General features: G+C 68.2%; 19 protein-coding genes. 14 read left to right on the top strand and 5 right to left on the bottom strand.

Translation table 11 applies throughout. The annotated features are described in order from the left end of the window. Nucleotides 1-8: 8 nt before the first annotated feature. The 3 genes from ACFCV3_RS20665 to ACFCV3_RS20655 all read right to left on the bottom strand — a co-directional run bounded on the left by ACFCV3_RS20665 (nt 9) and on the right by ACFCV3_RS20655 (nt 10,226). Nucleotides 9-6,437 (bottom strand): RHS repeat domain-containing protein, encoded by a 6,429-nt coding sequence (locus ACFCV3_RS20665; RefSeq protein WP_376032029.1) that lies wholly within the window; start codon nt 6,435-6,437, stop codon nt 9-11. Nucleotides 6,438-6,580: 143 nt separating this feature from the next. Beyond that, nucleotides 6,581-7,156, bottom strand: coding sequence for a hypothetical protein (locus tag ACFCV3_RS20660; protein WP_376032027.1), 576 nt, complete (start codon nt 7,154-7,156; stop codon nt 6,581-6,583). A gap of 97 nt (nt 7,157-7,253) precedes the next feature. Then, complete coding sequence (locus tag ACFCV3_RS20655; RefSeq protein WP_376032025.1) at nt 7,254-10,226, bottom strand: AbfB domain-containing protein; 2,973 nt, start codon at nt 10,224-10,226, stop codon at nt 7,254-7,256. Nucleotides 10,227-10,281: 55 nt separating this feature from the next. Between ACFCV3_RS20655 and ACFCV3_RS20650 the strand changes: the two genes are divergently transcribed. From ACFCV3_RS20650 to ACFCV3_RS20615, 8 genes are all read left to right on the top strand, one after another. Continuing rightward, nucleotides 10,282-11,340, top strand: a complete 1,059-nt coding sequence (locus ACFCV3_RS20650) for a LacI family DNA-binding transcriptional regulator (protein ID WP_376032023.1) — start codon at nt 10,282-10,284, stop codon at nt 11,338-11,340. 33 nt (nt 11,341-11,373) lie between these two features. After that, nucleotides 11,374-11,538, top strand: a complete 165-nt coding sequence (locus tag ACFCV3_RS20645; protein ID WP_376032022.1) for a CopG family transcriptional regulator — start codon at nt 11,374-11,376, stop codon at nt 11,536-11,538. Next, nucleotides 11,535-12,173, top strand: a complete 639-nt coding sequence (locus tag ACFCV3_RS20640; RefSeq protein WP_376032020.1) for a VOC family protein — start codon at nt 11,535-11,537, stop codon at nt 12,171-12,173. The genes ACFCV3_RS20645 and ACFCV3_RS20640 overlap by 4 nt, the downstream gene beginning before the upstream one ends. Next, nucleotides 12,170-12,643, top strand: a complete 474-nt coding sequence (locus ACFCV3_RS20635) for a GNAT family N-acetyltransferase (RefSeq protein WP_376032019.1) — start codon at nt 12,170-12,172, stop codon at nt 12,641-12,643. The genes ACFCV3_RS20640 and ACFCV3_RS20635 overlap by 4 nt, the downstream gene beginning before the upstream one ends. Then, nucleotides 12,640-13,887: an MFS transporter gene (locus tag ACFCV3_RS20630; protein ID WP_376032017.1), complete on the top strand. Its 1,248-nt coding sequence runs from the start codon at nt 12,640-12,642 to the stop codon at nt 13,885-13,887. Before ACFCV3_RS20635 ends, ACFCV3_RS20630 begins: the two co-directional genes overlap by 4 nt. Before the next feature lie 49 nt (nt 13,888-13,936). Beyond that, nucleotides 13,937-14,761 carry a GNAT family N-acetyltransferase gene (locus ACFCV3_RS20625; RefSeq protein WP_376032015.1) on the top strand — a complete coding sequence of 275 codons (825 nt, stop codon included), beginning with the start codon at nt 13,937-13,939 and terminating at the stop codon, nt 14,759-14,761. A 24-nt stretch (nt 14,762-14,785) separates the two neighbouring features. Next, nucleotides 14,786-15,157: a DoxX family protein gene (locus tag ACFCV3_RS20620; protein ID WP_376032013.1), complete on the top strand. Its 372-nt coding sequence runs from the start codon at nt 14,786-14,788 to the stop codon at nt 15,155-15,157. An 88-nt stretch (nt 15,158-15,245) separates the two neighbouring features. Beyond that, a complete protein-coding gene (locus tag ACFCV3_RS20615; protein WP_376032012.1) occupies nt 15,246-17,009 on the top strand; it encodes a proline--tRNA ligase in 1,764 nt (587 codons plus the stop codon). 582 nt (nt 17,010-17,591) lie between these two features. On the opposite strand, the gene ACFCV3_RS20610 is transcribed toward ACFCV3_RS20615, so the two are convergent. Further along, on the bottom strand, nt 17,592-18,392 hold the full coding sequence (locus tag ACFCV3_RS20610; protein WP_376032010.1) for a GNAT family N-acetyltransferase: 801 nt from the start codon (nt 18,390-18,392) through the stop codon (nt 17,592-17,594). On the opposite strand from ACFCV3_RS20610, the gene ACFCV3_RS20605 reads away from it, so the two are divergent. The 3 genes from ACFCV3_RS20605 to ACFCV3_RS20595 all read left to right on the top strand — a co-directional run bounded on the left by ACFCV3_RS20605 (nt 18,288) and on the right by ACFCV3_RS20595 (nt 20,526). Continuing rightward, a complete protein-coding gene (locus ACFCV3_RS20605) occupies nt 18,288-18,731 on the top strand; it encodes an ester cyclase (RefSeq protein WP_376032009.1) in 444 nt (147 codons plus the stop codon). The genes ACFCV3_RS20610 and ACFCV3_RS20605 overlap by 105 nt on opposite strands. Nucleotides 18,732-18,789: 58 nt before the next feature. Next, nucleotides 18,790-19,566 carry a TSUP family transporter gene (locus ACFCV3_RS20600; RefSeq protein ID WP_376032007.1) on the top strand — a complete coding sequence of 259 codons (777 nt, stop codon included), beginning with the start codon at nt 18,790-18,792 and terminating at the stop codon, nt 19,564-19,566. A gap of 279 nt (nt 19,567-19,845) precedes the next feature. After that, nucleotides 19,846-20,526, top strand: a complete 681-nt coding sequence (locus tag ACFCV3_RS20595) for a slipin family protein (protein ID WP_202875388.1) — start codon at nt 19,846-19,848, stop codon at nt 20,524-20,526. On the opposite strand, the gene ACFCV3_RS20590 is transcribed toward ACFCV3_RS20595, so the two are convergent. Further along, nucleotides 20,504-21,772 carry a cytochrome P450 gene (locus ACFCV3_RS20590; protein WP_376032004.1) on the bottom strand — a complete coding sequence of 423 codons (1,269 nt, stop codon included), beginning with the start codon at nt 21,770-21,772 and terminating at the stop codon, nt 20,504-20,506. The two genes, ACFCV3_RS20595 and ACFCV3_RS20590, sit on opposite strands and share 23 nt — an antisense overlap. Before the next feature lie 122 nt (nt 21,773-21,894). On the opposite strand from ACFCV3_RS20590, the gene priA reads away from it, so the two are divergent. The 3 genes from priA to ACFCV3_RS20575 are packed head-to-tail and all read left to right on the top strand — an operon-like array spanning nt 21,895 to nt 26,125. Next, entirely contained in the window at nt 21,895-22,632 is a 738-nt protein-coding gene (priA, locus tag ACFCV3_RS20585) for a bifunctional 1-(5-phosphoribosyl)-5-((5-phosphoribosylamino)methylideneamino)imidazole-4-carboxamide isomerase/phosphoribosylanthranilate isomerase PriA (RefSeq protein WP_376032002.1), read from the top strand. After that, the gene (locus ACFCV3_RS20580; RefSeq protein ID WP_376032000.1) at nt 22,629-24,926 is read left to right on the top strand and encodes an HAD-IB family hydrolase; all 2,298 of its coding nucleotides are present in this window, start codon (nt 22,629-22,631) and stop codon (nt 24,924-24,926) included. Before priA ends, ACFCV3_RS20580 begins: the two co-directional genes overlap by 4 nt. Next, nucleotides 24,926-26,125, top strand: coding sequence for a zinc-binding dehydrogenase (locus tag ACFCV3_RS20575; protein ID WP_376031999.1), 1,200 nt, complete (start codon nt 24,926-24,928; stop codon nt 26,123-26,125). Before ACFCV3_RS20580 ends, ACFCV3_RS20575 begins: the two co-directional genes overlap by 1 nt. Nucleotides 26,126-26,161 lie beyond the last annotated feature (36 nt).

The following is a 26,161-nucleotide window of genomic DNA, read 5'->3' as shown; positions in this document are numbered from 1 at the left end:
TACATCCATCAGATGAAGTTCTTGAACGTCTCGCCGGCCGGTCCTTCGAACCGAGCGCCGAAGACCGGACCTCGATAGTCGGTGATCTGGCCGTACTTGTTGCTGTTGTAGGTCTGCGTCGCGGTTCTCGGGTCCTCCAGAATATCCCGGAGGATGGCCCGGCCCTTCTTGTTGAGCTGATCCTCGGCGACCTTCGGGTAGGGGCTGTTGGCCCGCTTCCCGCCGGGGACCCGCTCGTGCTTGGCCAGCGACTGCCCGATCTCGTTCCGCTTCTTCACCCCGGACATCTTGTTGCCCGAGTTCAGCATTCGCTCGATCTTCTGGGCCTTACCGACCGCTTCGATGCCCTTGGCAATCTCACCGATCCGTTTGGCGCTCGACGCGAGCCGGACCGCTGTCATCACACCGCGGACCGCCAGGGCACCGACACCACCGGTGAGAGCTCCGACCGCCACGGTGATGGCGATCTCGGCCACCACCTGCAGGATCATCTTGCGGTTCTCGTAGACCCACTTGGCGGCCTTCTGGGCCACCGCGGCGACCTGGTGCGCGACCGCCTTGGCGGTCTTCACCACCGCTGCTGCTGCCTTCTTCAGCTGGCCGACAGGATCCTTGCGGATCTCGTTGACCTTCTTGGCGACCTTGACCGCGACCTTGATCGCGGTCTTCACCACGGTCTTGACGGTCTTCTCGATCTTCTTGATGACCTCGACCGGGTGCGTGACGACGTACTTGATCGCCTCGAAGGTCTGGGTCGCCGCATCCTTGACGTAGTCGATCACCGTCGAGGCGACGTTGATCGTCTCCTTGACCGTCTCGACGACCCGGTTGGTGACCGTGGTCGCAACGGTCTTGATGCTCTCGACGATGCTGCTGAACCACGACATTCCGTCGGGGTCGCTGAAGGTGATCGGGTTGTTGTTCCCGTACACGTAGGCGTTCAGCGACTGCGGATCGTCCGGATCCATCTCGGGGTCGACCGAGATGAACTTGCCGATCGTCGGGTCGTACTGGCGAGCCCCGAGATGGACCAGGCCGGTGCTGGCGTCCTCGGTACCACCGACGAAGCCACGCTGCCCCGGCCAGGCCGCCGGCGCGGTCCCACGGCTGTTGCCGTACGGGTCCTGACGGCGCTTCTGGATCGTCTGCGCCGCGTTGTCGCTGACCGCCGTGGTCGACGTCGCGTGGTGGTCCGCGCCGAGCCAGGTCAGCTCGCCCTTGGTCCGGATCGCGATCGTCTTCTCGCCGTGCTGGTAGTAGCGGGTGCCTTCGGCAGCAGTGGCGTTCGGCTTGAGCAGCAGCTCGGTGTTCCCGAGGTACAGCGTCGTGCCGGTGTTGTCCCTGCGGATCAGGCGGCTGCCGTTGGCGTCGTACAGATAGCTGGTCTCCTGGCTGCCCTTGGTGACCTTCTCGAGGTTGCCGTCGGCGTTCCAGGTGTAGTTCTCACCGACCCCGGCGACCGTTCGGCTGGTTCGGTCTCCGCTCTCGTTGTAGGTGTAGCTGTCGGTGCGCCCGCCGGCGGGCATTCCGGTACCGGTCGTGACGATGCTCTGCACGGCGTGCGGCTTGGCCTGCCCGGTCGCCGGGTAGGTGTAGGTCGCCGTGGTGGAGCCGCCGTTCCAGGTCTTCGTCTCGGTCTTGCGGTTGCCGATCTTGTCGAACGTCCACGACTGCCAGTACGGCGCCGGTCCGCCCAGGCCGGCGGCGGTCGGGGCTGCCGAGCAGTCGCCGGCGTTGTTGTCCGCATCCGGGGCGGGGGTCCAGGCCGCGGTCATCCGGCGCAGGTAGTCGTAGTTGAAGCACTGGGTGTCGGTCTTCTCCCCAGTGGTCGCCGACGGGGTGTCGACGATCTGCTTGATGTTGCCGGAATCGTCGTAGGCGTACCGAACCTCGGAGACACGCCGGGGCAGCGTCTCCTTCTCGGTGACGACCGCCTCGAGCCGGCGCGAGCCGGTCTCGTACTGGTAGCCGAGCTGGACCCACTTGCCGCCGGTCGATCCCAGCGTCACCTTCTGAACCTCGCCGAACGGGGTGTACGAGGTGCCACGGACGTACGTCGTGGTGTCGGATTTCAGGGTGGACGGCTGGTCCTCGGCGTCGTAGCCGTGGGTCAGCGTCTCGGCCGGCAGGCCGCCGGCACCAGGGAGCTTCTCGGTGTCGACCGTGCCGTCCTGCCGATAGGTGCTCTCGAACCGGTAGGTTCCGGCCAGTGCGCCTTCCGAGGCCGGAATGACGTACTCGTTGCCGAGGGCGCGTCCGACGGCGTCGTAACCGGTGACCCGGTTGGTGAACGCGTTGCCTGCTGCGTCGTACCGCGTGGACGACGTCGGCAGCCCGGGGACCAGGGTGTCGAAGGTCCACTCGGCCCGCTTCGGGCCGGTCACCGAGCCGTCACGGACCGACTTGTTGCGGCCGAGTTCGTCGTACTCGAAGGCGGTGGTGCCGCGGGCGTCGGTCTTGGTCACCATCCGGTCGAGCTCGTCATAGGTGTAGGTGGTGACGCCCTTGTCCGGGTCGGTCTCCTTGGTCTTGCGGTTGCGGACGTCGTACTCGTAGGTCCAGCGGTTGCCCACGGGGTCGACGACCGCCTGCAGCAGACCGCGCTTGTCGTAGTTGTACGTGGTCTTGTCGTAACCGCCGGTGGCGGTGTCGCCGGTGAACTGCCGGAACTCCAGCAGCCGGCCTTGGACGTCGGTGATCCGCTGCGTCGGGGTCTCGCCGTTCGGCGGCTCGATCGATTCGCTGTCACCGGTGTAGAGGTGCTTGGTCTGCCACTTGACGGTGTTCTCGGAGACGAACTTCTCGACGGTCGGGCGGCCGGCGAGGTCGTACTCGGTGACCTTCTGGGTCGGCAGTTGCGCCTCCTCCGGGATCGCCACTTCGGCGACCGGCGGGGCGTCGTTGTAGTACGGCCCGTTCTGCTTGACCTCGAGGCCACGGCTGTCGTAGATGATCTCGTTGACGACCCGGCCACCGCCGAGTGCGGCCTGCTGGGACTGACGCGGACGCATCAGACCGTCGTACATCTGGATGGTGCTCTCGATGCTCCCGTCGGTCTGCAGCGTCTTGGTGGTCACCGCCATCGGCGCGTCGGAGTGAATGCCGTAGGTGTACTCGACGTCCGGGACGGCGGCGTTGTCCGCGGCCGCCGACAGACCTGCGACGTTCGCGCCGGCGCTCTTGGCCGCGAAGCCGGCGGAGCCGCTACGCCCCGGGTACCAGACCTTCATGGTCCGGCCGAGCGGGTCGTAGGTGGCTTCGGTGCGCTTACCGGCGATGTCCGTCGTGGCCAGCTGCTGACCCCAGGCAGGTTCGAGCTCGATAGCGGTCTTCTGGCCGACCTGGTTGGTCGACTCGACCTTGGTGACCGGACCGGCGCCGGTGGGGGTGTAGGTGGTCGTGCTCTTCTGGCCGATGGAGTTCGTCATCTCCACCGTTCGGCCGAGCAGGTCGTACTTGACCTCGCTCGCGGTCTGGTACTGCGGGGTGCCGTCGGCCGCGAACCCCTTCAGCCGCTCGGTCCTGGTGACGTTGCCCTTGGTGGGTGCGGCGTCGACCGAGGTCGCGTCGTCGTAGAACGTCCGGGTGTCGGAGATGATCTGGTCCTTGGCGTACGGCTGACCGCAGGCGACGCCGACGGTGAGCTCCCGCTTCGGGACCTCGACGATGCCGAGGGCATCGTTCTTGGTGTACTCCATGGTCGTGCAGGTGTCGTCCGCAGCGGTGCTCAGATCATTGAGCTTGTTGCTGCTCAGCAGGACGCCGTTGGCGTCGTAGGCGTTGGTCGAGGTGCTCTGCCGTTCCTTGCCACCGGGCAGGGTCTCCACCTGGCGGTTGCCCGACTGCTGGGTCTGGAAGGCACTGGTCGTTCCCCAGGACCGAACTCGCGTCGACGTCGGGTCCGACACCCACTGGTCGGTGATCGTGCGGGTGAGCAGCTCGGCGCCGTTGAAGGTCGAGACCTCCCGGGGCTGGCCCGACAGCGGTGGCAGGTCGGGGACCTCCGCGCCGGTGGAGTCCTTGACCGTGACGTGCTTGACGCCGCCGGTGTCGTTCAGCTTGTCGCCGTCCATGCCGCGGTAGAAGCGGTTGACCGTGAGCGTCTGCGGACCACCGGTGTTGCCCTTGCGGACCTCGACCAGGTCGTAACCGCGCCACTGCGACCAGGTCTTCTGGCCGATCTCGACCAGACCGTCCTCGTCGTCGTGCCGCCAGGCCGGCGGCCGCGGGTAGCTGACCGTGGTGACCATCGGCTCGTTGCCGGAGATGCGGTCGCTCTCGATCACGGTCTTCACGACGTACTTGTGGAACCAGTCGGTCCGCTCGGTGGTCGATCCCGGCGGGGTCCACTTCATGGGGTGGCAGCGGCGCTCGTTGGTCGCCGGTGCCGGGACATCGCCGGGCTTGCAGTCCGTCGGGTAGTAGGCGACGGCCAGTTCGCCGCCGGTGCCGTAGGAGACGCGATTGATCCGCCACCACTTCATCTCGGGCAGGTTGTCGCCGACCGCGTCCACCCGGTTCGCGAGCTGGATGCCGTCGAAGTTGACCTCCGGGATCGCGATGCCGCCGGCGTTGCCGACGTGGCCGGCCGACGTGATGCCCTCCAGCCACAGGCCCGGCTTGGTGCCGTCGCTGTTGTCCGGGAAGGTGTGCCGCAGGGTCCACGTGGTGACCGGGGTGAAGGTGCTGCCGCGCGCGATCTCGGTGGTGATCTTGGAGAGCTTCTTGGTGGAGAAGAACGTGCTGTTGAACTTGTTGTCACAGCTTGCCGGCGGCGCCCCGTTGACCCCGACGCAGCGCTGGTCGAGCGGGACGTCCGGATAGTCCGCCGCCGCCGAGCAGCCACTGCCGTCCAGGCAGCGCTCGGTCGTGGTGAACTGCACCCGGCCGACCGGCAGCGTGGTGTACAGGGCCCCTTCGCGCTGGCCGTACTCGATGGTCCGGATGTTGCCGCTGCGGATGTACGGCGTGACCGCGGTCGCGGTCTGGTTCCGGCCGTAGTAGTTGGTCTCGCTGTCGTAGTACAGGCTCATCGTGTTGCCGTGCCTGTCGACGACGTAGTCCAGGTTCCACTTGTAGGTCTGCTGGCACCACGAGTTGGCGAACGCTGTCTGGTTGCACTGCTCGCCCTTGTGGTTGCCGAACACCGGGACGGTCCAGCTGGAATTCGTCCGCTGGGTGGTGGCACCAGGCAGCTTGTTCAGGCCGAAGTAGTACTTCGTGCCCTCCTTGGTCGTCAGCCGCCAGTGCTCGCCCTTGGTCTCGGGGGTGGCACCGTCGTCGCCGTTCTCGGCACCGGACAGCTTCTCGATCTTCGAGCCGTCATCGTTGCGCGGGCGCCAGGCACCGGTGGTGTCGTCGCGGACGAGCTCGCCGCCCTTGCCGTTCAGCGTGAACGTCGCGTTCTCGGTGGCCCAGCACAGGTCACCGGTGATCTTGGTCCCGTTGTTGCCGGAGCTCTCGGACTTCGATCCGCAGGACGCGTAACGCTGCTCGATCGAGCCGCCGGGGTTCAGGTCGAAGCCCTGACCGGCCCACGAGGGCTGGTTGTTGGTGGCCGAGGTCCGGCCGTCGACGCTGCCCGAGGAGTAGCCCAAGGAGAGCTGCGGGGCAGGTCCGCCGTTGCTGGGCGGAACATTCATCGGGTAGTTCCAGGCGAAGTCGCCGGAGGAGCCGCCGACCTGCCAGGTCGCGGTCGGCGCCAGCGCCGACGCACCGAAGTTGCCGCTGCCGCCGTCGGCCGCGGCCACCATGGTGTACGTGGTGGCGGCAGAGCCGACGGGGACCTCGCCGGTGAGGGTTCCCGAGCCGTTGTTCTGCACCGGTACGGCCTTGCCGGTGGCCTGATCGATGAGCCGCAGCCGCAGGGCCCAATCGCCGCCGAAGGCGTCGCGGAAGTCCTCGTACCGCAGCTGGACGGCGACCTTGCCGGTCTTCTTGAGGCCGTCGGTTCGGGTCAGCTTGACGGTCAGGCCGTCGGTCGAGCGACGGGCGAGGTCGACCTTGACTCTCGTGGGAGTGGCGTCGGCGGTTGCCGCAGCGGCGGTGCGCGCAGGTGCTGCACCGATCCAGATGGGCAGCCTGCCGGCCTGCGCCTTGGCGCCGGCCTGGCGCCCGCCGGCCAGCATCGCCGACCAGTCCGAAGACACAGCGGGTACGGCGACCTCCGCCGAGCCTGCGGCCGGCCAGGAGACCTTGCGCTCCGCCGGCTTCGCAGCCGCGGCCTCGGCCGGGTCGCCTGCCTTGGGGGTTGCGGTGAAGTTCTTGGTGGGGACGGACTTTTCCTTCTTGGGCTTCCAAGCGGGATCGTCCTTGAGGGGTGCCGCGTTGGCGGCGGGCCCCCAGAGGGTGGCGACCAAGGCGGAGGCGACTGTCGTGGTGATCGCTATCCGTCCGGTCCGGCGCCAGGACTGGCGGCCAAAGCGGGCACTGGGCATGGGTGCTCTCTTCGTGGCAGATGTGCGTGGGCACTGGTATTGCAACGATTGAGCAGCGGGTTCGACAACCTGTTCGACCCTGCTCGAAGGCACTTGCCGACCATTCGAACAGGGTCGAATCCGGAGCGCCGTAGCTTGGGTTCTCAGCAGGTGGTGGGGAACGCTCGCGCGTGCTCGCTCAGCACCAATGTCGTGGTGTCGAAGGCTGATTGCCGGCTGCAGCCGTCGTAGGTCGTCAGCTCGATGGAACGCGCATCGACGAACCGGAACTCCGGAATGGCGGTTCCGCTGTCGAGGCCGTTGGGCCTGCCTCCGGCATCGCGCCAGACAACGGTTTCCTGCGACAGCAGACCGCGGTCACGTCGCAGACGCACCTCGGGTCCGCCGACGCCCCACACGCGCACGAGTTCGTAGCGGCCGTCCGGTGACGCCGCCCGGTCCCGAACCGGCCCGGGCGCCAACTCGGCGGCCAGCCACGCCATCCCTCCGGCGAGCACCACGACCACCGAGCCGAGCACGACCGCGGCGATCAGCACCGCACGGCGTCGCCAGACAAGGACTGCCAACGCGGCGGCGGACACCGCCGCCAGCCCGGTCGACGCGGCGACCAGGAACTCCCGGTACCGAAGGTTGAACGGGTTCCACCAGGTCAGCACAAGGATCGCGACGAGGATCGCAACGGCCACCGCCAGCAACACGATCACCCGTCGACGGGACACGAATCACTCCTCAATGCGGCAGTCTGCCGGGATCCTCCGCGCATCGCCAAGGGTAGTCAGCGATCGGGTCACGGCGAGGGCGCCAACGAGGCAGCGGCTAACGGATCAGGAACTCTGCTGCGGGGACGCTTCCAGGGGCTATCCGCAGCTGACCGTCGGTCGTGTGCTGGATCGTTTCGGCCGGGTAGTTGTGGGCGCGGAAGGTGCGGCCGTCGGGGTGGAAGGTCGCGTCGGCGCGGTAGAGCGGTTGGTTGCTGTAGGCATTCAATCGGAGGAGCCCGTCGGCGTGCCGGAGGTAGTCGCCGGGGTAGTTGACGGACTGGAAGCTGATGGCGTCGCGGTCGGCGAGGCCGGCCACGACGCGGAAGTCGAAGTCCGCCTCGGGCTGACCGGGGAGGTCGATGCGGGCCAGGCCGTTGCGGTGCCGCCAGAACCTGCCGGGTTCGTCGACGGACTCGATCCGGCGGGTGTCGTTGGCGGCGAAGGCCTGGATCTCGGCGAGGCCGTTGTTGAGGCCTTGCCCGCCGGCGGTCTCGAAGAGCACCGAGGTGGTCGTCCGAGCCGGGAAGTTGACCACCAGGCCGGTACCGGCGTTGTCGAGTCCGGAGACCGCGACCTTGCTGCCGTCGCTGAAGGTCAGGGTGCCGCCGCGGGTCTGATCCTCGAGGTTGCTGCGGTCGAAGAGGATCACCTGGCTGAGGCGCTGCGGCACCGGCCACGTCAGTGTGAGCTTCGGATTCACCTCGGCGTTGGAGGCCCATTCACCGGCGAACCATTGGTTGACGACACCGTCGGTGGCGGCCGAGGCGGCGTACGCGGGATCGTTGCGGTACGTCGACGACGCGGTGGCGGCGGCGCTGGATGCGAGGTTCGGGGCGGAGAGTGCGCGGAGCTGGGACAGGCCGACATTGCTGCCGGAGCCGGTCGCGGTGAACTTGGCCCACGTGACGGACTTCGCCGGAAAGCTCACCACCTTGGCCGAACCGTCGGCCGGGATACCGGTGACGGGAAGGCTGGTGCCATCGCTGAAGGTCAGGGTGCCGCCGGTGATGTTGCTGCCCAGGTCGCCGCGATCGTTGAGCACGATGCGGTCGAGCTGGTGGGTGTTGACCCAGTCGATCCGGATCCACGGATTGGTTTCGGTCGAGCTCCACTCGGAGGACGGGCGGCTGTCGATCGCCTTGTACGGCGACCCGGTGCTGGCCGTGATCGTGCCTTCCCGCGCGACGTCGGCGCCGTCGTACACCTGGATCTCGGACAGGCCGACGTTGAAGCCGCTGCCGGCGAGTTCGAGCCGGACGGACGTCGTACTGCGGGGTGCGAAGGTGATGTCCTTCGCCAGGCCGCCGTTCGGCAACTCCGGGATCGGGACGACGCTGCCGTCGCTGAAGACGAGTCTGCCGGAGCGAACCGTGTCGTCGAGGTTCGCGCGGTCGAACAGGACGAGTCGGCCGACCGTTTGGGCGGAAGGCCAGGTGAGGGTGAGGTTCGGGCTCAGCTCCTGGTCCGAGGCCCATTCGCCGCCCCCGTGCAGCCCGACGTTCCCGTCGAGAACGCTGGCCGCGACCAGTTCGGGATTGGCCTTGCTGACGCTCGACGCGGTGGCGGTCGCGGACCGGGCGAGATTGTTGCTCAGGGCATTGGTTCCCAGCCGGACGCCACTGACCGAGTACGGCGGGACTCTCAGCGTCACGCGAGTCGAGCCGCCGGTGATGGTGAGGTTGACGGCGGACTTGGGCGTGACCGGGTTCTGGTTCGGACTGGCCTCGAAGAGGTTCGCGACCGTCGACGTACCGGAACCGAGGCCGGCGAGTTGCAGGTCGACCTGGAGTGGCTCGGCAGTGTCGTTGACGACCCAGCTGACGTTGTCGCCGCTCGCGGTGGTGGCCGCGCCGAAGCCGGTGGAGTTGTTCGGGGGAGCGGAGACCTGGCGGAGCTTGCTGACGCCGTCGCCGAGGCCGAGGTCGCGGGACAGCAGCTGGTACGCGCGGGCCCGGGCGGGCAGCATGCCGTTGCTGTGGACACCGAAGAAGCTCGGCACGATCGCCTCGTCGTTGTCGGCGAAGACGTTCGCGCCGTTCGCACGCTGGTTGTAGAGGTTGGTCATCCGCAGCGCCGAGTAGCTGAGGTTGCGCGCGTCACTCGCGTTCATCGGGATCTGCTCGTAGGCGGCTGAGTAGTTCCACTCGGTCACATAGACGGGGATGTTCGGCCGCCCCTGCGCGGCCGCGTGCTGCCGGAAGGTCTCGACGGACTCACCGCGGGACTGCGTGTAGGGGTTGTAGTCGTGGTAGCTGAGGAAGTCGAACTTGTTCTTCAGCGCGGGATCGGCCAGCAGCTTGTCGACCCACTGCAGCCCATCGCCCGGGTTGGATGACGATGGACCGCCGACCGGGATGGTCGGGTTGACGCTGCGCACCGCGGCGTACGCGTGCTGGTAGATCTCGGCGTACGCCCTGATCCGGTCGTTCTGGTCGTTGTGGTTGTACGGCGATCCCTGCAGGTTCAGGAAGCCGCCGAGATCGGGTTCGTTCCAGACCTCGATCAGGTCGACCTTGCCCTGGAACCGCTGGTAGATCTTCTTGATCACGTCCTCGTAGACCCGGAAGCCTGCCTCGCCCTTCGGCGGGCTGTAGTCGCTGCCGTTGTAGCCGAGCCAGCTGATCGAGTAGCTCAGGATCAGGATCGTCTTGGTGCCGCGTCTGTGGTGCTCGTCGACCCAGGCGTACTTGCTCCAGTCCCAGGTGTTCGGGTCGGAGACGCTGCCGGCGGTGCCGAGACTGGCCAGGTAGGCCTCGATCGAGGTGTTGCGGGGGAGGATCTGCTGCAGGTAGGCGTCACCACGGATGAACCGGGTGCCGGCCTGGTGCAGGGTGTCGATCTTGGCGGTGTCGGTGAGGGCCGGCACGTTGATCCCGGAGCCGAACACCTCGGCGTACCCGGACCCCTTGTCGACCGAGAAATCGGCGGTCAGGGTCGTGGCGGTGGTTGCTGCCGGGGCAGCGGTGGCCGTGGTGTGGAGTCCGGCGGCCAGCAGGGCGGCGGTCAGGGCGGTGGCGAGCAGTCGCATGACCGCACCGTAAGATTTAATGCATTAATGCGGCAACTGATTCGAGGGTGGTCAAATGCTCCCGAGGTATGAGCAGGTCAAGCGGGAGCTGCTCGCACTGATCGCCCAGGGCGGCCACCGCCCGGATCAGCCGTTCATCACCCAGCGCGAGGTCTGTGAGCGGTACGGCGTCAGTACGACGACCGCGATCCGCGCACTGAACGACCTGGTCGCCGACGGGGTGCTGGTCCGGCAGCAGGGGCGCGGCACGTTCGTCGCCGAGCGTCCAGTAGTCGACCCGGCGCCGGTACGGCGGCGTGCGGTCGCGCTGGTGATTCACGGGCAGGGGCCGGTGAAGGAAGGCATCATCACCGGCGTCGAGTCGCGGTGTGACGAGCTGGGGTTCGAGTTGCTGCTCTACGACAGCAAGGGCTCGCTGGAACTGCAAGAGCGCGCACTGCGCCGGGCGGTGGCTGCTGGCGTGGCAGGGATCGCGCTCTATTCGGTGGAGGGTTCGTCGCAGGTGCTCCGGGAATTGGCGCTGCCGGTGGTGCTGATCGACCGGTACCAGCCTGATGTGCCGACCGACGCGGTGCTGGCTGACCAATTCGCGGTCGGGTACGAGCTGACGACGTACCTGATCGGTCTCGGGCACCAGCGGATGGCGACGCTGTGGGGAGAGGTCGACTGCACGAGCGTGCGCGAGCGCCTCAGCGGTCACCAGCAGGCGCTCCGGGCGCACGGTCTGCCGAGCCGACCTGACCTCACTGCACTCAGCACTCACCAGCTCCTGGCACCTGAAGCACGCAAGGCCCGCCTGAGCGCACTGCTCAGTCAGCCCGACCCACCAACGGTCCTGCTCTGCTCCGACGGCTTCATCGTCACCACCGCCGCCCGTGAACTAGCAGACCTCGGTTACGAGGTCCCCGGCGACATCGAGCTGGCCGGCATGGACGACGCCGGCCCCGCCAGCGTCCTCCCACTCACCGTCGCCGCCGCCTCCCTCCCCGTCCACGACCTCGGCCGCACTGCGGTAGACCTCCTGGCCACCCCCTCCGCCGCACCCCGCAACATCACCCTCCCCATCACCCTCCAAACCCGCGAAACCACCTACCTCCGCGTCGTCACCCGTTGACTAGTAGCTCTCTAGGATGCTAGCAATATAGCCATGAGTGGTGACAGCGACAAGAAGGTGCAGTTCAACGTGTACCTGCCGCCGGGGTTGGTGCGGCGGGTCAAGCACAAGGCGATCGACGACGGAGCGAGTCTGTCGGCGCTCGTCGAGCAGGCGCTGACGGAATACCTGGACAAGCATGGGGAGGCACGCGGATGAACGACGTGGTGATCAGGCCGTTGCGGTTCACGGATCAGGTGGCGGAGATGCGGGCGTTCCTGGAGACGCTCGGGTTGCAGGCGCGGATCGAGTCCGCGCGCAGCAGTGACTGGGTGGACATGCTGGCCGGGCGCGGGATGGTCGCGTTGCACAGTGCGGCCAGCAGCTCGACTGGTGGGAAGCCCGGGCAGACCGACCTGTCCTTCGAGGCCGAGGATGTCGACCGGTTGAAGGAGAAGTTCGAGCAGGCTGGGTACGCCGACGCCGTCATCTGGGACGAGGCCTACGGGCGGGTGTTGCGGGTGGCCGGTCCGGATGGTGTGCACATCCACATCGACGAGCGCAGTGACGACCTCTACGGCTACAAGCTGAACGAGACCCGTCCTGACGAGCGCTGGCTGGTCACACCGCAACTGGACCGCACGGAGGAGAGTGCCTGGCGTGGCTTCCTGGAGGTGGTCGGTCTCGACGCGCTGGCGCGATTCGGGGACGGCGTCCGGTTGGAGCTCACCACCAGTGAGGACCTGGCAGCGGTGCACAGCCGACTGGCCGCAGCCGGCTATCAGGCCGTGCAGGTCGCCGACACGATCGAGATCACCGACCCCGATGGTCAGACAGTTGTGGTGCACGGGTGATCGCCGTACGACGAGCTGTGGCTGAGGACGTCGATGCGGTACGGCAGATCGGACTGATCACCTGGCCGGTCGCGTACGCCGGTCTGGCGTCGCCGGAGTTCATCACGGACGGTCTGGCGCAGTGGTGGTCGCGGGAGGCGGTCGAGCGCAGCATCCGGTCCGGCATCACGCTGGTGGCCGAGGAGAACGGCGTACTGGTTGGAATGGCCGGTCTGGGGCAGGAGGAGGGCTTCTGGGTGATGTGGAAGCTGTACGTCCTCCCGGATCAGCAGGGAAGAGGTGTGGGTAAGGCGTTGCTCGACGCTGCCGTCGACGCGCTTCCAGCGGGTACGCCGGAGCTCCTGCTCGATGTGATGGTCGACAACGCGAAGGCGATCGGCTTCTATGAGGCGTACGGGTTCGGAGAGCCGCTCAGGACACCGACTCGGGACCTCGGGGACGAACTGAAGTGGATGAGACTCGCGCTGTGACACCGCCGCGGTTGCGGGACGATCCGGACTTCCGGCGGTACTTCCTGGCTCGGGCGTTGTCGACCACAGGCTCGATGGTGACGGCGATCGCGTTGCCGGTGCTGGTCTATCGGCTGAGCGGGTCGACCGTGCTGACTGCTGCGGTCACTGCGCTCGAGGCGGCGCCGTACTTGCTGACCGGTCTGTTCGCCGGTGCACTGGCCGACCGCTGGAACCGGCGCCGCGTGATGGTGTCGGCCGACCTGGTGAACGCCGTACTGATCGGCTCGGTGCCGGTGACGTACCTCCTCGGAGTGCTGACGGTTACGCAGGTGCTGGTGGTCGCGTTCGTCGTACAGGCGGTCTATACCTTCTTCGACGGTGCCAACTTCGGTGCGTTGCCAGTACTGGTCGGCCGGGCCCGAGTAGCGCAGGCGAACTCCGCAGTGTGGTCGACGTCCAGTCTGATCGAGCTGTTCGTGCCACCACTGACCGGACTGTCGCTGGCGGTGCTCAACCCGGCCGGACTGCTTGCTCTGGACGCTCTGAGCTTCGTAGCGTCCGCACTGGCCGTGCGCGGGATCATCCGCGCCATGTCGGAGCCGCGAGAAGGGCAAGCCCCACTACGGCCACGCGTGGTGCTCGCTGACATCGCCGAAGGCCTCCTCTACCTGGTCCGCCACCCAGGTGTCCGGACGATGACGATCGTCGGCAGTCTGCAGTCCTTCGCGGGCGGTGGGTTCATGGCGCTGATGGTCGTGTGGTGTGACCGCGTGCTGCACGTCGGTACGTCGGGACTCCGGTTCGGACTGGTCTGGGGGACCTGGGGGATCGGCGGGCTCATTGCCGCACTCGCGCTGCCACGGCTGCTGAAAAGACGAGCGCCGGCCGCAATCACGCTCTACGCGCTCCCGGCGTCCGCAGCGATCGGCGTGCTGGCACCACTGTCGCCCGGCTGGGTGGTGGCCGCGTTCGCCTTGCTGGTCTGGGGTTCGGCGTACGTGCTGGTGATCGTCAACTCGATCTCTTACCGGCAGCAGGTCACACCGGAGCACCTGCTCGGCCGGGTGAACACAGCCGGCCGGATGCTGTCCTGGGGGCTCGGCTGGACGGTGGGTGCGATGGTCGGCGGTCTGCTCGGCAGCCAGCTCGGCATCCGGACGGGCATGGTGCTGGTCGGCCTGGCCAGCTTCGTCGGCGTGATCGTGGCATGGACCTCACCACTGCGCCGGATCGCGGCGGCGCACGATGCAGCGGCGACCTGAAGTGCGCCCCTTAAGTGATCTGGCACGGTTCATCCGCTAGGTTCTGCGCGTGGGCGTACGGGTTCTCGGTCCTCGTGACCTCGCGGCGGCGCGCGCGGTGATCGCCCGTGACCCGGTCGTCAACGTGTTCGTCGACAGTCTCGTGCAGGCATCCGGACTCGATCCGCGCCGCGGCGCCGAGGTCTGGGGGTACGTCGACAAGGGCGTGCTCGAAGCGCTGTGTCATGCCGGCGGCAACATGGTCCCGGTCGGCGCGGACGACGCCGCGTTGCGCGCCTTCGCGGCGTACGCGCTGCGTCGCGGCCGCAACTGCTTCCAGATCCTCGGACCGGCCCGCGCGGTCGACCAGCTGTGGACCGCGCTCGAACCGCACTGGGGTCCGGCCCGCGAGGTGCGCGGCGACCAGCCGTTCATGGTCATCGACGGTCCGCCGGTGGTCGAACCCGATCCGCTCGTCCGCGCGGTCGAACCGGTCGAACTGCCGATCCTGTATCCGGCGTGTGTCGCCATGTACACGGAGGAGGTCGGCGTACCGCCGCAAACCGGGCCCGACGGGACCTTCTACCGGTCGCGGGTGGCCGAGCTGATCCGCGCCGGCAGGGCCTTCGCGCGGATCGAGGACGGCCGGGTCGTGTTCAAGGCCGAGGTCGGGTCGGTGGGCACGGGGGTCTGCCAGATCCAGGGGGTCTGGGTGGATCCGGAGTACCGCGGGCAGGGGATCGCGGCGCCGGGGATGGCGGCGGTGGTCGAGCTCGCCCGCCAGATCACGCCGGTGGTGACGCTGTACGTCAACGCGTTCAATACCCCGGCCCGGCGTTCGTACGAGCGGGTCGGCTTCCGCACTGTCGAGACCTTTGCCACCATCCTGTTCTGATTACCCGGGAGTAAGGTGGCGCTCATGGCCTCCCGCAGCAAGACCACGACAGCTCTGGCAGTCCTGTTCGGCGTCTCCGGCGTCCTGCACTTCGTCCGGCCCACGCCGTACGAGAAGATCGTGCCGAAGGCGTTGCCGCGGAAGAAGGAGCTCGTCTACGCATCCGGTGTGGCCGAGTTGGTGTGTGCGGCCGGGCTGCTGAGCCCGCGGACGCGGCGGCTTGCCGGGCTGGCCAGTGCGGGTCTGCTGGTGGCGATCTTCCCGGCCAATGTGCAGATGGCGACCGACCTGCAGCGCAAGGGGACGCCGCAGGCGAAGGCGATCGGCTGGGCCCGGCTGCCGCTGCAGCTGCCGCTGATCAGATGGGCCCTGAAAGCTTCCCGCGAAACGAAGTGACGCCTCCTGGGGACAACTGGTCAGCCGAGCTTCGGAGGACGGATATCCTCTAGGACGACCTTTTGTTCCATCCCTCTTTGGAGTTCCCGTGATTCTGCGTATGTCGTCGCTGTTCCTCCGCACCCTTCGCGAGGATCCGGCGGACGCGGAGGTCCCGAGCCACAAGCTGCTCGTCCGCGCCGGCTACATCCGCCGTACGGCGCCTGGTGTCTACACCTGGCTGCCGCTCGGTCTGCGGGTGCTGCGCAAGGTCGAGCGGATCGTCCGCGAGGAGATGGACGCGATCGGCGCGCAGGAGCTGGTCTTCCCGGCCATCCTGCCCCGCGAGCCCTACGAGGCGACCGGCCGCTGGACCGAGTACGGGCCGAACCTGTTCCGGCTGAAGGACCGCAAGGGCGCGGACATGCTGCTCGGTCCGACCCACGAGGAGATGTTCACCCTGGTGGTGAAGGACCTCTACTCGTCGTACAAGGACCTGCCGCTGTCGATCTACCAGATCCAGAACAAGTACCGCGACGAGGCCCGGCCGCGGGCCGGCGTGCTGCGCGGGCGTGAGTTCGTGATGAAGGACTCGTACTCGTTCGACATCGACGACGCCGGGCTGGCGGCGTCGTACGAGGCGCACCGTGGTGCGTACATCAAGATCTTCGACCGGCTCGGGTTCGACTACGTGATCGTCCAGGCGATGTCCGGCGCGATGGGTGGTTCACGGTCCGAGGAGTTCCTGGCGATCGCCGAGAACGGTGAGGACACCTTCGTCCGCTCCGCCGGTGGGTACGCCGCGAATGTCGAGGCCGTCGTGGTCCCGCAGTCCGCACCGGTCGACGCGTCCGGCGTCCCGGCGGCCGAGGTCGTCGACACCCCGGACACCCCGACCATCGACACCCTGGTCGACGCGCTGAACGCGAAGCACCCGCGCACCGACGGTCGCGAGTGGACCGCCGCGGACACCCTGAAGAACGTGCTCGTGATGCTGGTGAACCCGGACGGCACCCGCGAGCCGCTGGCGATCGGCGTACCGGGGGACCGGGCGATCGACGAGAAGCGGCTGGGCGCACAGGTCGAGCCGGCCGAGGTGGTCGCGTTCGAGGAGTCCGACTTCGAGAAGAACCCCGTGCTGGCCAAGGGCTACATCGGCCCGGGGGTGCTGGGTTCGGAGAACACCTCGAAGATCCGCTACCTGCTCGACCCGCGGATCGCCGAGGGTTCGGCCTGGGTGACCGGTGCGGACAAGTCCGGCTACCACGTGATCAACCTCGTGCACGGCCGCGACTTCACCGCCGACGGCACGATCCAGGCCGCCGAGGTCCGCGACGGCGACGACGCGCCGGACGGTTCCGGTCCGCTGGAGTCCGCGCGCGGGATCGAGATGGGCCACATCTTCCAGCTCGGCCGCAAGTACGCCGACGCCCTCGACCTGAAGGTGCTCGACCAGAACGGCAAACTCGTCACCGTCACCATGGGCTCCTACGGCGTCGGCGTCACCCGCGCCGTGGCCGCGATCGCCGAGGGCAACCACGACGAGCTCGGCCTGGTCTGGCCGCGCGAGATCGCCCCCGCCGACGTCCACCTCGTTGCCACCGGCAAGGACCCCGAACTCTTCGCCAAGGCCGCCGAGATCGCCGCCGAACTCGAGTCCCGCGGCCTCACCGTCCTCTACGACGACCGCGAGAAGGTCAGCCCCGGCGTCAAGTTCAAGGACGCCGAACTGATCGGCGTCCCCACCATCGCCGTAGTAGGCAAGGGCCTCGCCGAAGGCACCATCGAGGTCAAGGACCGCCGCTCCAACACCCGCACCGACATCCCCGTAGCCGACGTCGTAAACCACCTGGTCACCACAGTCCGCACCTAACCAAATCGAGAAGGCGGGGGAGCCCTACCACCCGATTCGATGGGGTAGCGCTCCCCAGCCCCGGCTCTTGAGGGCCACCCACCAGATGCCAGTCGGCAGGGCGACCTTGAGCACGGCGCGACCGCCCCGGCGAGGCTCGTGTGGTTGACAGGTGCTCAAGGTCGCGGTGGACGACGGCCTCGGTTTCCCGGGGCCGGTCGGGGTGCGTTGCGCGGTAGTTTTTCGGCGCATAGACCCGAAAAAGCACCGCTTAACGCAAACCTCGAACATCACGCACCTCAGCCACAGCCCGTCAGCCCCAGGCGACGTGAAACCGCGCTAGCCGACCTCGCCATCCGCGCCGAGTGAACCCGCCGTGCTGCGTTGAGTGAACCCGCCGTGCGGTGGGGCGTTGAGTGGAAGGGGTGTGGTGTCGGATATCGATTGCCGGCGGCACGGTCCGCACAGTTGGGTGGGTGGTGAGTGGGTTCAGTGTGTGCTGGGGTCTGCAATGGGGGTTGTACAAGAGGTCTTGAGTAATTGGGGGGAGTGGTTGTGGGGGTGACGGAAGGCGGGGGCGCGGGAAGGCGGGGCGCGGTTGGGTCAGGGGTGGACCCAGACTGTCCAGCGTTCTAGGCGGTGGTAGTTGAGGCGGGTGTAGACGGGTTGGCCGTGGTCGGAGGCTATGAGGGCGGCTGGGTGGGTGGGGTGGTGGGTGGTGGCTGTCCAGGTGAGGGTGGCGCCGGCACCGCGGCCGCGGGCGGTGGGCATGACGGCTACGTTCTCGACGACGGTGAGGCCGGCGGCGTGGTGGGCGGTTGCGGTGGCCAGGGGTGTGTCGCCGTCGTAGCCGACCCAGACGGTGGAGCCTTCGAGGAAGGTGGGGTCGTAGAGGGCGCCGGGTTCAAAGGGCTGGAGTTCTGGGAAGGGGTAGCCGTCGATGAGGACGCGTTCGGCGTCGGCCAGGCCGTTGGCGTCGGTGATCTGGCGGATGTCCAGGTCGGTGGTGGGTGGTGTGGTGACCGTTCCGGGGAAGCGGACCATCAGGGGTGGGTGGCCGGCCAGGGCGAGGCCGTGGGGGCGGAGGTCGCCGGTCGGCCAGGCGCTGACGAAGAGGTACGGGGCGTCGGACGGTAGTTCGCGCGCTGCTTCCGCGATCACCGAGGCCGGATCGACGGGTTGCTTCGGGACCACCCAGTTGGTCAGCGGCCCCCGGTCGCCGAGGATCCCGCCGGCCCAGGTGGCGCCGTCGTACCAGGGCTTGCCGATCCGCCGGGCCGCGTCGGTGGCCCAGGAGGCATGGGCGAGCACGGCCTGCCGCACGATCGAGTCGGCCGGGTCGAGGTCGGCCTCCCAGCCGGTCGCCAGTACTTCACCTTCCGGAGGAAGAATCGAAGACGCCATCTTCCGACTGTGGCACTGGCGAGTCGCCGGGGAAATGCCTCGGGTGCCCGCTGGCTGGATGGGCATCGAGGAGAACAAAGCGCTGGTACGCCGCTTCCGGTGATCCGGGGGTGTTCGACGAGATCTGCGCGCCGGACTTCGTCAATTACGCGGCGCGTCGTTCTGTACGGCGTTCGCGCGGCGACGTGGAAGGGGACCGAGTTCTGCGGGATCGCGACGCCTGAGGGGGAGGTGTCGGTCGAGCCGGCGCACATGTTCCGGATCACGGACGGCCTGATCTCCGAGCATTGGGCGGTTCGCGATGACCTCGGCATGATGCAGCAGCTGGGCGCGCTCTAGGTGGGATGGGTCACGTAAAGGTTGTTCGGGACAATGGGCTTACCGGATCATGGGGCGTGTGCCTGATATCTCCACCTGGACGCTGATCTTCCTCGTCGTGGCCGCCTTTTCGGCCGGCTGGATCGATGCTGTGGTGGGCGGGGGTGGGTTGCTGCAGTTGCCGGCGATGTTGCTCGGGTTGCCGAACGCTTCGCCTGCGCAGATCCTGTCCACCAACAAGATCTCGTCGTTGTTCGGTACGACGACGAGCGCGATCACGTTCGGTGTGAAGATGCGGCCGGACAAGCGAACGGTGATCCCGCTGGCGATTCTGGCTGGGCTCGGGTCGGCGGCCGGGGCCTTGGTGGCGACGCGGATCCCGATGTCGTGGTTCAAGCCGATCGTGCTGGTGCTGCTGATCGCGGTGGCGATCTACACGGCGCTGAAGCCTTCGCTGGGGGCGCGGACCGCGTTGAGGTTCGACGGGCGGGAGCACTATCTCGCGGCGTGTGGGGTCGGTGTGGTGATCGGTTTCTACGATGGAGCGGTCGGGCCGGGGACCGGGTCGTTCCTGATCTTCGCGTTGGTCGGTCTGCTCGGCTACAACTTCCTGCAGGCCAGCGCGAAGGCCAAGATCGCCAACGTCGCCACGAATCTGGGCGCGATCGGGATCTTCGCGCTGCACGGTGCGCCGCTGTGGAAGCTCGGGCTGATCATGGGCGCGGCCAACATGGTCGGCGGTCTGCTCGGTGCCCGGACGGCGGTCGCGCGCGGGAGCAAGTTCGTCCGGGTCGTCTTCCTGGTGGTGGTGTCCGGCCTGATCCTGCGCCTCGGGTACGACGTCTTCCTGGGCTGAATCCAGTTGCCGTCGGCCACCACGTACCGCCACACTGAACGGGCACGGTCAGGTCTGCAGCGGATGCCGGTGTACCGGAGTCCGTCCTGCGCGTCGTCCTGATGCAGTGCATCCGCTTGCAACGGACAAGCCCTCTCAACGATTCGCCCCGGCACCCAAGTTCTCCCGGAGCGCGGCCAGCAGGCCCGGCAGCTAGGACAGTGCCGGAACCTCCGCCGCCGTACCGGGTGGGTGCCGGGGTGGATCTCTTTCAGGGCAAGGATTCACAGGAGGATCGCAGTGGCGAAGGTGGTTGTGCAGGCGTCCGAGCGGGTGCTGGTGTATCGCGATGGCGTGTTCGAGGCGATGCTCGAGCCGGGGCGGCACTCGGTCCGCAAGATCTGGCGGGTACGCCGGGAGAGTGTCGATCTGCGGGTGCGCCAGCTCACGGTGTCCGGGCAGGAGATCTTCACCGCCGACGGAGTGACGGTTCGGGTGACGGCCGTTGTTCGGTGGCAGGTCAGCGACCCGCGGGCCTTCGTTGAGTACGCCGAGGCTCCGCTCGACCTGCTGCACGTCGCACTGCAACTCGCGGTGCGTGAGGCGGTCGGTCGGCGTGAGCTCGAGGAACTGCTGCGGCCGGACACCCGGTCCGCGATCAGCGCCGAGCTGCCTGAGCCGGTCCGCGCCGAGGTGGCCGGGCTCGGCATCACGGTCGAGGACGCCTCGATCCGGGACCTCGCGCTGATCGGCGAACTGCGGGCCGCGCTCGCCGAGACCGCACTGGAACGTCAGCGCGGCCGGGCGGCGCTGGAGCGGGCACGGGGTGAGGCGGCGGCGCTGCGTTCGCTGGCCAACTCCGCCAAGCTCCTCGATGACCACCCGGCCCTGGCTGCGCTGCGCATGATTCAGGCGGCGAGCGATGCCGGGGCGACCGTCGTACTGACGCCCGAAGGTTTCACGCCTCCCACGTCACGTTGAGCGCCGGCACCTTGCGGAACACGAGTCCGCGAGGTGCCGGTGACTCCGGTTCGAGACGCAAACCAGGCAGGTCCAGTACGGCGGCGACCGCGGTCTGCGTCTCGAGCCGGGTGAGGTGCATGCCCAGGCAGATGTGTGGGCCGCTCGCGAAGGCGAGATGCCGGCGTGCGTTGGATCGCCGTACGTCGAAGGTGTCGGGATCCGGGAAGACCTCGGGGTCGCGGCCGGCTCCGGCGAGTGAGACCACGACCAGGTCGCCGCGGCGGATGTGGGCGCCGGCCAGCTCGATGTCCCGGGTCGCGTAGCGGTCGACGACCGCGGCGGCCGGTTCGAGGCGGAGGGACTCCTCGAGTGCGTTGGGGAGCAATGTGGGGTCGGCGCGGACGAGTGCGAGCTGCTCGGGGTGTGTCAGCAGGTGCCAGAGGGCGTTCGTGATCATGCCCTCGGTGGTCTCGATCCCGCCGAACATCAGTACGGCGGCGTTCGCCACCACCTGATCGAGCGTCAGATCACGGGCCGCGGTGTGCAGCAGGCTGGGCGAGTCGATGCCTGAGGCAACATGTTTGTGCAGCTCGGCGAACGCCGCCGCACCCTCGGCGGTCACGGAGCGCCCCGCGGCAACCCCGGTCACGGAGTCCGAGATCGCCGTGTACCAGTCGAGCACCGTCGCGGCCGAAGCCTGCGGCAGACCGAGCGAGTACGCGACGACCGCCACGGAGAGTGGTCCGGCCAGCGTCGTCCGCAGATCGGCGGACTGCAGTTCGGGGCGGGCGTGCGGACCTGAGGTGGCGTGGGTCGGCGTGGGCGTGGGCGGAGCCGGGGTAGGCATGGCCGGAGCGGGGGTGGGCTGGTGGGGGCGAGGGTGCGGACCTGAGGGGGTGGAGGTGACTCCGAGTCGAGCGGGGGTAGGGGCGTGGCCGGGCAGCGCCTCGATCAACTCGGCGACGGTTCGCTCGACGGGGGCTTTGAAGCGGCGGCGGGTTTCGGCTAGGCCGAAGGGGGACTCGAACGGGATGCGGTGGGCCGCGTGGGCGGGGCCGTCGAGGGAGAGCATGGACGGACCTACCACCTGGGCTGTCGAAAAGCGTGGGTCGTCGACGGTGAACGTGTCGGGGTTTCGCATCACGGCGATCGCGAGGGATCGGCAGCTGACTACCCAGCCGCCGAGTGCGTCGACCCAGCCGATCGGGCGGAGGGCGGCCAGGGCGGGATGTGGGTCGCGCTCGAGCTCGTCCAAGGTCGCCATTCGGCCAGCGTAATTGGGTAGACCAGTAGCGAGACTGGTATTGCTGAGACACTTCGATTCACAGTGATTCAGCGGGGCACTGGGTGACAAAACGTCCATGAACGCCCTCTAAGGTGTGGCCCATGTCTGAGAACCTGGTGCTGCTGCCTGCCGTCGATGTGGCGGACGGGCAGGCGGTTCGGCTGGTGCAGGGTGAGGCTGGGAGCGAGACGTCGTACGGCGAGCCACTGGCGGCGGCGCTGGCGTGGCAGGAGGCCGGGGCGGAGTGGATCCACCTGGTCGACCTGGACGCGGCGTTCGGCCGGGGGAGCAACCGTGAGCTGCTCGCGGAGGTGACCGGGAAGCTGGATGTCCAGGTCGAGTTGTCGGGCGGGATCCGCGACGACGACTCCCTGGCGGCGGCGCTGGCGACCGGGGCCCGGCGGGTCAACATCGGGACGGCCGCGCTCGAGGACCCGGAGTGGTGCGACCGGATCATCCAGCAGTACGGCGACCGGGTGGCGATCGGGCTGGACGTGCGCGGCCGGACGCTGGCGGCGCGCGGCTGGACGAAGGAAGGCGGTGACCTGTACGAGGTGCTCGAGCGGCTGGAGACGGCCGGTTGTGAGCGCTACGTGGTCACCGATGTGACGAAGGACGGCATGCTCCAGGGGCCCAACCTGGACCTGTACCGCGACCTGTGCGCGCGCACGGACAAGCCGATCATCGCCTCCGGCGGTGTCTCGAGCCTGGATGACCTGGTCGCGCTGAGCACGCTGGTCGCCGACGGTGTCGAGGGCGTCATCGTGGGCAAGGCCCTGTATGCCGGCGCGTTCACCCTGACCGAGGCACTCGAACTCACGCGTGGAGGCGACAAGTGAGTCTGGCCGACAAGCTGCAGGACAAGAAGGTCCTCGTCACCGGGATCACCGGTTTCGTCGGTGAGGCCCTGCTGCACCGGATGATCGGCGACCTGCCCGGCACCACGGTGGTGGCGATCATCCGGCCCAAGGGCTCGATGACCGGCGCGCACCGGATGGCGCAGTTGCTGAAGAAGGACATCTTCAAGCCGTTCTACGGCGAGGGCACCCCGTACGCCGACGCCGAGGCACTGACCGCGGCCCGGATCGAGGTGGTCGAGGGCGACCTGTCCGACGTACCGCCGCTGCCGACCGATCTCGACATCGTCGTGCACTGTGCCGGTGACGTGAGCTTCGACCCGCCGATCCACGAGGCGTTCACGACCAACGTGCTCGGTACCAAGAGCCTGCTCGAGCGGATCAACGAGAGCCGGCAGGGCACCGACCGCTCGATCCACTACGTGCACATCTCCACCGCCTACACGGCCGGCCGTCGCCGTGGCGCGATCCCGGAGGCGTCGGTCGACCACACCGCCGACTGGCGGGTCGAGGCCGAGGCCGGGATGGCGATGAAGTCCCGGATCGAGGAGCAGTCGCGGTCCGCGCCGATGCTGGCCAAGTTCCGCAAGGAGGCCGAGAAGCTGCACCGCCGCGCCGGCCACCTCACCGCGGCCGTCGACACCGAGCGCCGCCGTACCGAATGGGTCGCCAAGCGGCTCGTCGAGACCGGTACCGAGCGGGCCCGCAGCCTCGGCTGGACCGACTGCTACACCTTCACCAAGGCACTCGGTGAGCGGGTCGTCGAGGAGTTCGCGAGTATCTTCCCGACCTCGATCGTCCGGCCGGCGATCATCGAGTCCGCGGTGCAGAGCCCGCACCCGGGCTGGATCGAAGGCTTCAAGATGGCCGAGCCGCTGATCCTGGCCTACGGCCGCGGCGAGCTGCCGGAGTTCCCGGCCAGCCCGGACTCGGTGCTGGAGATCATCCCGGTCGACCACGTCGTCGGCGCGATCTGCGCGGTGATGGCGACCGAGCCCGAGCTGAACAAGCCGGAGTACTACCAGATCGGTTCCGGCGCCCGGAACCCGCTGACCTTCGAGCAGATGTACGCCGGGATCCGCGCGTACTTCTCCGACCACCCCTTCGACCTCGGCGAGCGCGGCGCGGTCCGGCTGCCGGTCTGGAAGTTCCCCGGCGGCGACTCGGTCGAGGCGATGCTGCGGTACGGCGAACGCGCGCACAAGCTCGCGGATGCCGTGATCACCCGCGTCCCGCGCGGTGAGCGCACTCGCAAGTACGCCCGCGAGCTGGATGTGCAGAAGCGCCGGATCGACTTCCTGCGCCGCTACATGGACCTGTACGCCGAGTACGCGCAGGCCGAGATGAACTTCGTCGACGACAACGTGCTCGCGTTGCACAACGCGCTCGAGGGTGACGACCGGGAGAAGTTCGCCTGCGACATCACCGTCGTCGACTGGCAGCACTACCTGCAGAAGGTGCACTGCCCGAGCGTCACCGAGTCGATGCGCCGCCTCGACGTCGTCCGCAAGAAGCGCAACAAGGGGCTCGCGGAGACGGCCGGCGTACTGAAGAAGGTCGAGCCGGCCGACTCCGAGGTGATCGCCGCGTTCGACATGGACGGCACGCTGCTGTCGTCGAACGTGATCGAGACCTACCTGTGGATGCGGCTGCCCGAGCTGGACGGCCCGCAGCGGGTCGCCGAGTTCGGCCACATGCTGCGCAAGTTGCCGAAGCTGATCTCGGCCGAGCGCAAGGACCGCGGCGCCTTCCTGCGGGCGATCTACCGCCGGTACGCCGGTGCGGACCTCGAGGAGCTCAACCGGATCGTCGACGAGGTGCTGTCCGAGCACGTCCTCGAGCGGCTGAGCGGCGCCGCCGTACGGCGGATTCGTGAGCACCGCGCGGCCGGTCACAAGACGATCCTGATCACCGGTGCCGTGCGGCCGCTGACCCGCCCGCTGGAGCCGTTGTTCGACGAGATCGTCGCGGCCGAGCTGGCCGTCGACGACCGTGGTCGCTGCACCGGCTACCTGTCCGGGCCGCCGCTGGTCGGTGAGTCGCGGGCCGCGTGGATCAAGCACCGTGCGCGGCAGGGCAACATCGACCTGTCGAAGTCCTTCGCGTACGCCGACAGCCACTCGGATCTGCCGATGCTGTCGGTCGTGGGCAACCCGGTCGCGGTCTCGCCGGACGTGTCGCTGTTCCGGGCCGCGCGGGCCGGACGCTGGCAGATCGTGGACTGGAAGACGCCGTCGACCTCGTCGCGGCTCGAACTGCCGGGGGTCAACGCCTGATGATGCTCGCACTCGAGATGTACCGCTCGCCGGCCAAGTACCTGGCGGCCAAGGCGGTCGGCGGCCGGATCCCCGGCATGCTGACCGGTCCGGCCGCGCCGCTGCGCCTCGTCACCATCAACGAGCCGAAGGCCGACCGGGAGGGCTGGGCGCGGATCCGCCCGATCCTGTCCGGGATCTGTGGTTCCGACCTCGGCATGGTCACCGGCTCCACCAAGATGTACTTCTCGGCCGTCGTGTCGCTGCCGTTCGTCCCCGGTCACGAGATCGTCGGCGAACTGCTCGACGACTGCGAGGACCTGCCGAAGGGCACCCGCGTAGTCATGGACAGCGTCCTGACCTGCGCCACGCGTGGTGTCGAGCTGTGCGAGGGCTGCGCCTCCGGTCACACCAACCGGTGCGACCGGATCACGGTCGGCCATCTGAAGCCGGGTCTGCAGACCGGGTTCTGCCAGGACACCGGTGGCGGCTGGGGCAATCTGATGATCGCCCACCGCAGCCAGCTGTACGCCGTACCGGAGGGCCTGAGCGATGAGCGAGCCGTGCTCGTCGAGCCGCTGGCCGGTGCCGTGCATGCCGCCTTCCGCGCCAACGTTCAGCCTGGGCAGTCGGTCCTGATCAGTGGCGCCGGTGCAGTCGGCCTGTTCGCCACGCTCGCGATTCGTGAGCTGACTCAGGCGGGCCGGATCACCGTGGTCGCCAAGCACCCGAAGCAGCGTGAGCTGGCCCGGGCGTTCGGCGCGAGTGACGTGGTTGCGCCCGACGAGGTGTTCCGCGGCGTCCGCCGGTCGACCGGCGCGTTCCGGCTCAAGCCTGACCTCGGCGCCAAGGAGTTCCTGCTCGGTGGTGTCGACATCGCTGTCGACGCGGTCGGCAGCAAGGACTCGATCGACACCGTGCTGCGGGTCACCAAGGCCGGTGGCCGGGTGGTCCTGTCCGGGATGCCGTCGACCGGCGTCGACCTGTCGCCGGTGTGGTTCCGTGAGCTGGATCTGGCCGGCACCTACGCCTCCGCGACGTCGGAGCCGAACGGCCGCCCGGCGTTCGAGACCGCGCTGGAGCTGGCCGGACGGGCCCCGCTGGACGGGGTCGTCGGGGCGAAGTACCCGTTGTACCGCTGGCGCGAGGCTCTCGACCACGCGCATTCGGCCGGCCGCCTCGGCACGGTCAAGGTTGCTTTCGATGTGAGGGCCTCGTGAGGGCCGTGACAGTTCCGCAGGACGTACGACGAGAGG

Source organism: Kribbella sp. NPDC056345, from assembly GCF_042262745.1.
In the GTDB taxonomy this organism is placed as follows: Bacteria; Actinomycetota; Actinomycetes; order Propionibacteriales; family Kribbellaceae; genus Kribbella.
The sequence above is the reverse complement of the archived record's forward strand: the minus strand, read 5'-3'. Positions and strand labels throughout refer to the sequence as shown.

Excerpts from the sequence above, each read along its gene's own strand:
- ACFCV3_RS20610 (WP_376032010.1), bottom strand. The coding sequence starts at position 18,392 with ATGGCGTCTTCGATTCTTCCTCCGGAAGGTGAAGTACTGGCGACCGGC.
- ACFCV3_RS20650 (WP_376032023.1), top strand. The coding sequence starts at position 10,282 with ATGCTCCCGAGGTATGAGCAGGTCAAGCGGGAGCTGCTCGCACTGATC.
- ACFCV3_RS20590 (WP_376032004.1), bottom strand. The coding sequence starts at position 21,772 with ATGGCGACCTTGGACGAGCTCGAGCGCGACCCACATCCCGCCCTGGCC.
- ACFCV3_RS20665 (WP_376032029.1), bottom strand. The coding sequence starts at position 6,437 with ATGCCCAGTGCCCGCTTTGGCCGCCAGTCCTGGCGCCGGACCGGACGG.
- ACFCV3_RS20620 (WP_376032013.1), top strand. The coding sequence starts at position 14,786 with ATGGCCTCCCGCAGCAAGACCACGACAGCTCTGGCAGTCCTGTTCGGC.
- ACFCV3_RS20575 (WP_376031999.1), top strand. The coding sequence starts at position 24,926 with ATGATGCTCGCACTCGAGATGTACCGCTCGCCGGCCAAGTACCTGGCG.
- ACFCV3_RS20655 (WP_376032025.1), bottom strand. The coding sequence starts at position 10,226 with ATGCGACTGCTCGCCACCGCCCTGACCGCCGCCCTGCTGGCCGCCGGA.
- ACFCV3_RS20645 (WP_376032022.1), top strand. The coding sequence starts at position 11,374 with ATGAGTGGTGACAGCGACAAGAAGGTGCAGTTCAACGTGTACCTGCCG.
- ACFCV3_RS20605 (WP_376032009.1), top strand. The coding sequence starts at position 18,288 with ATGGGCGAGCACGGCCTGCCGCACGATCGAGTCGGCCGGGTCGAGGTC.
- ACFCV3_RS20640 (WP_376032020.1), top strand. The coding sequence starts at position 11,535 with ATGAACGACGTGGTGATCAGGCCGTTGCGGTTCACGGATCAGGTGGCG.
- priA (WP_376032002.1), top strand. The coding sequence starts at position 21,895 with ATGTCTGAGAACCTGGTGCTGCTGCCTGCCGTCGATGTGGCGGACGGG.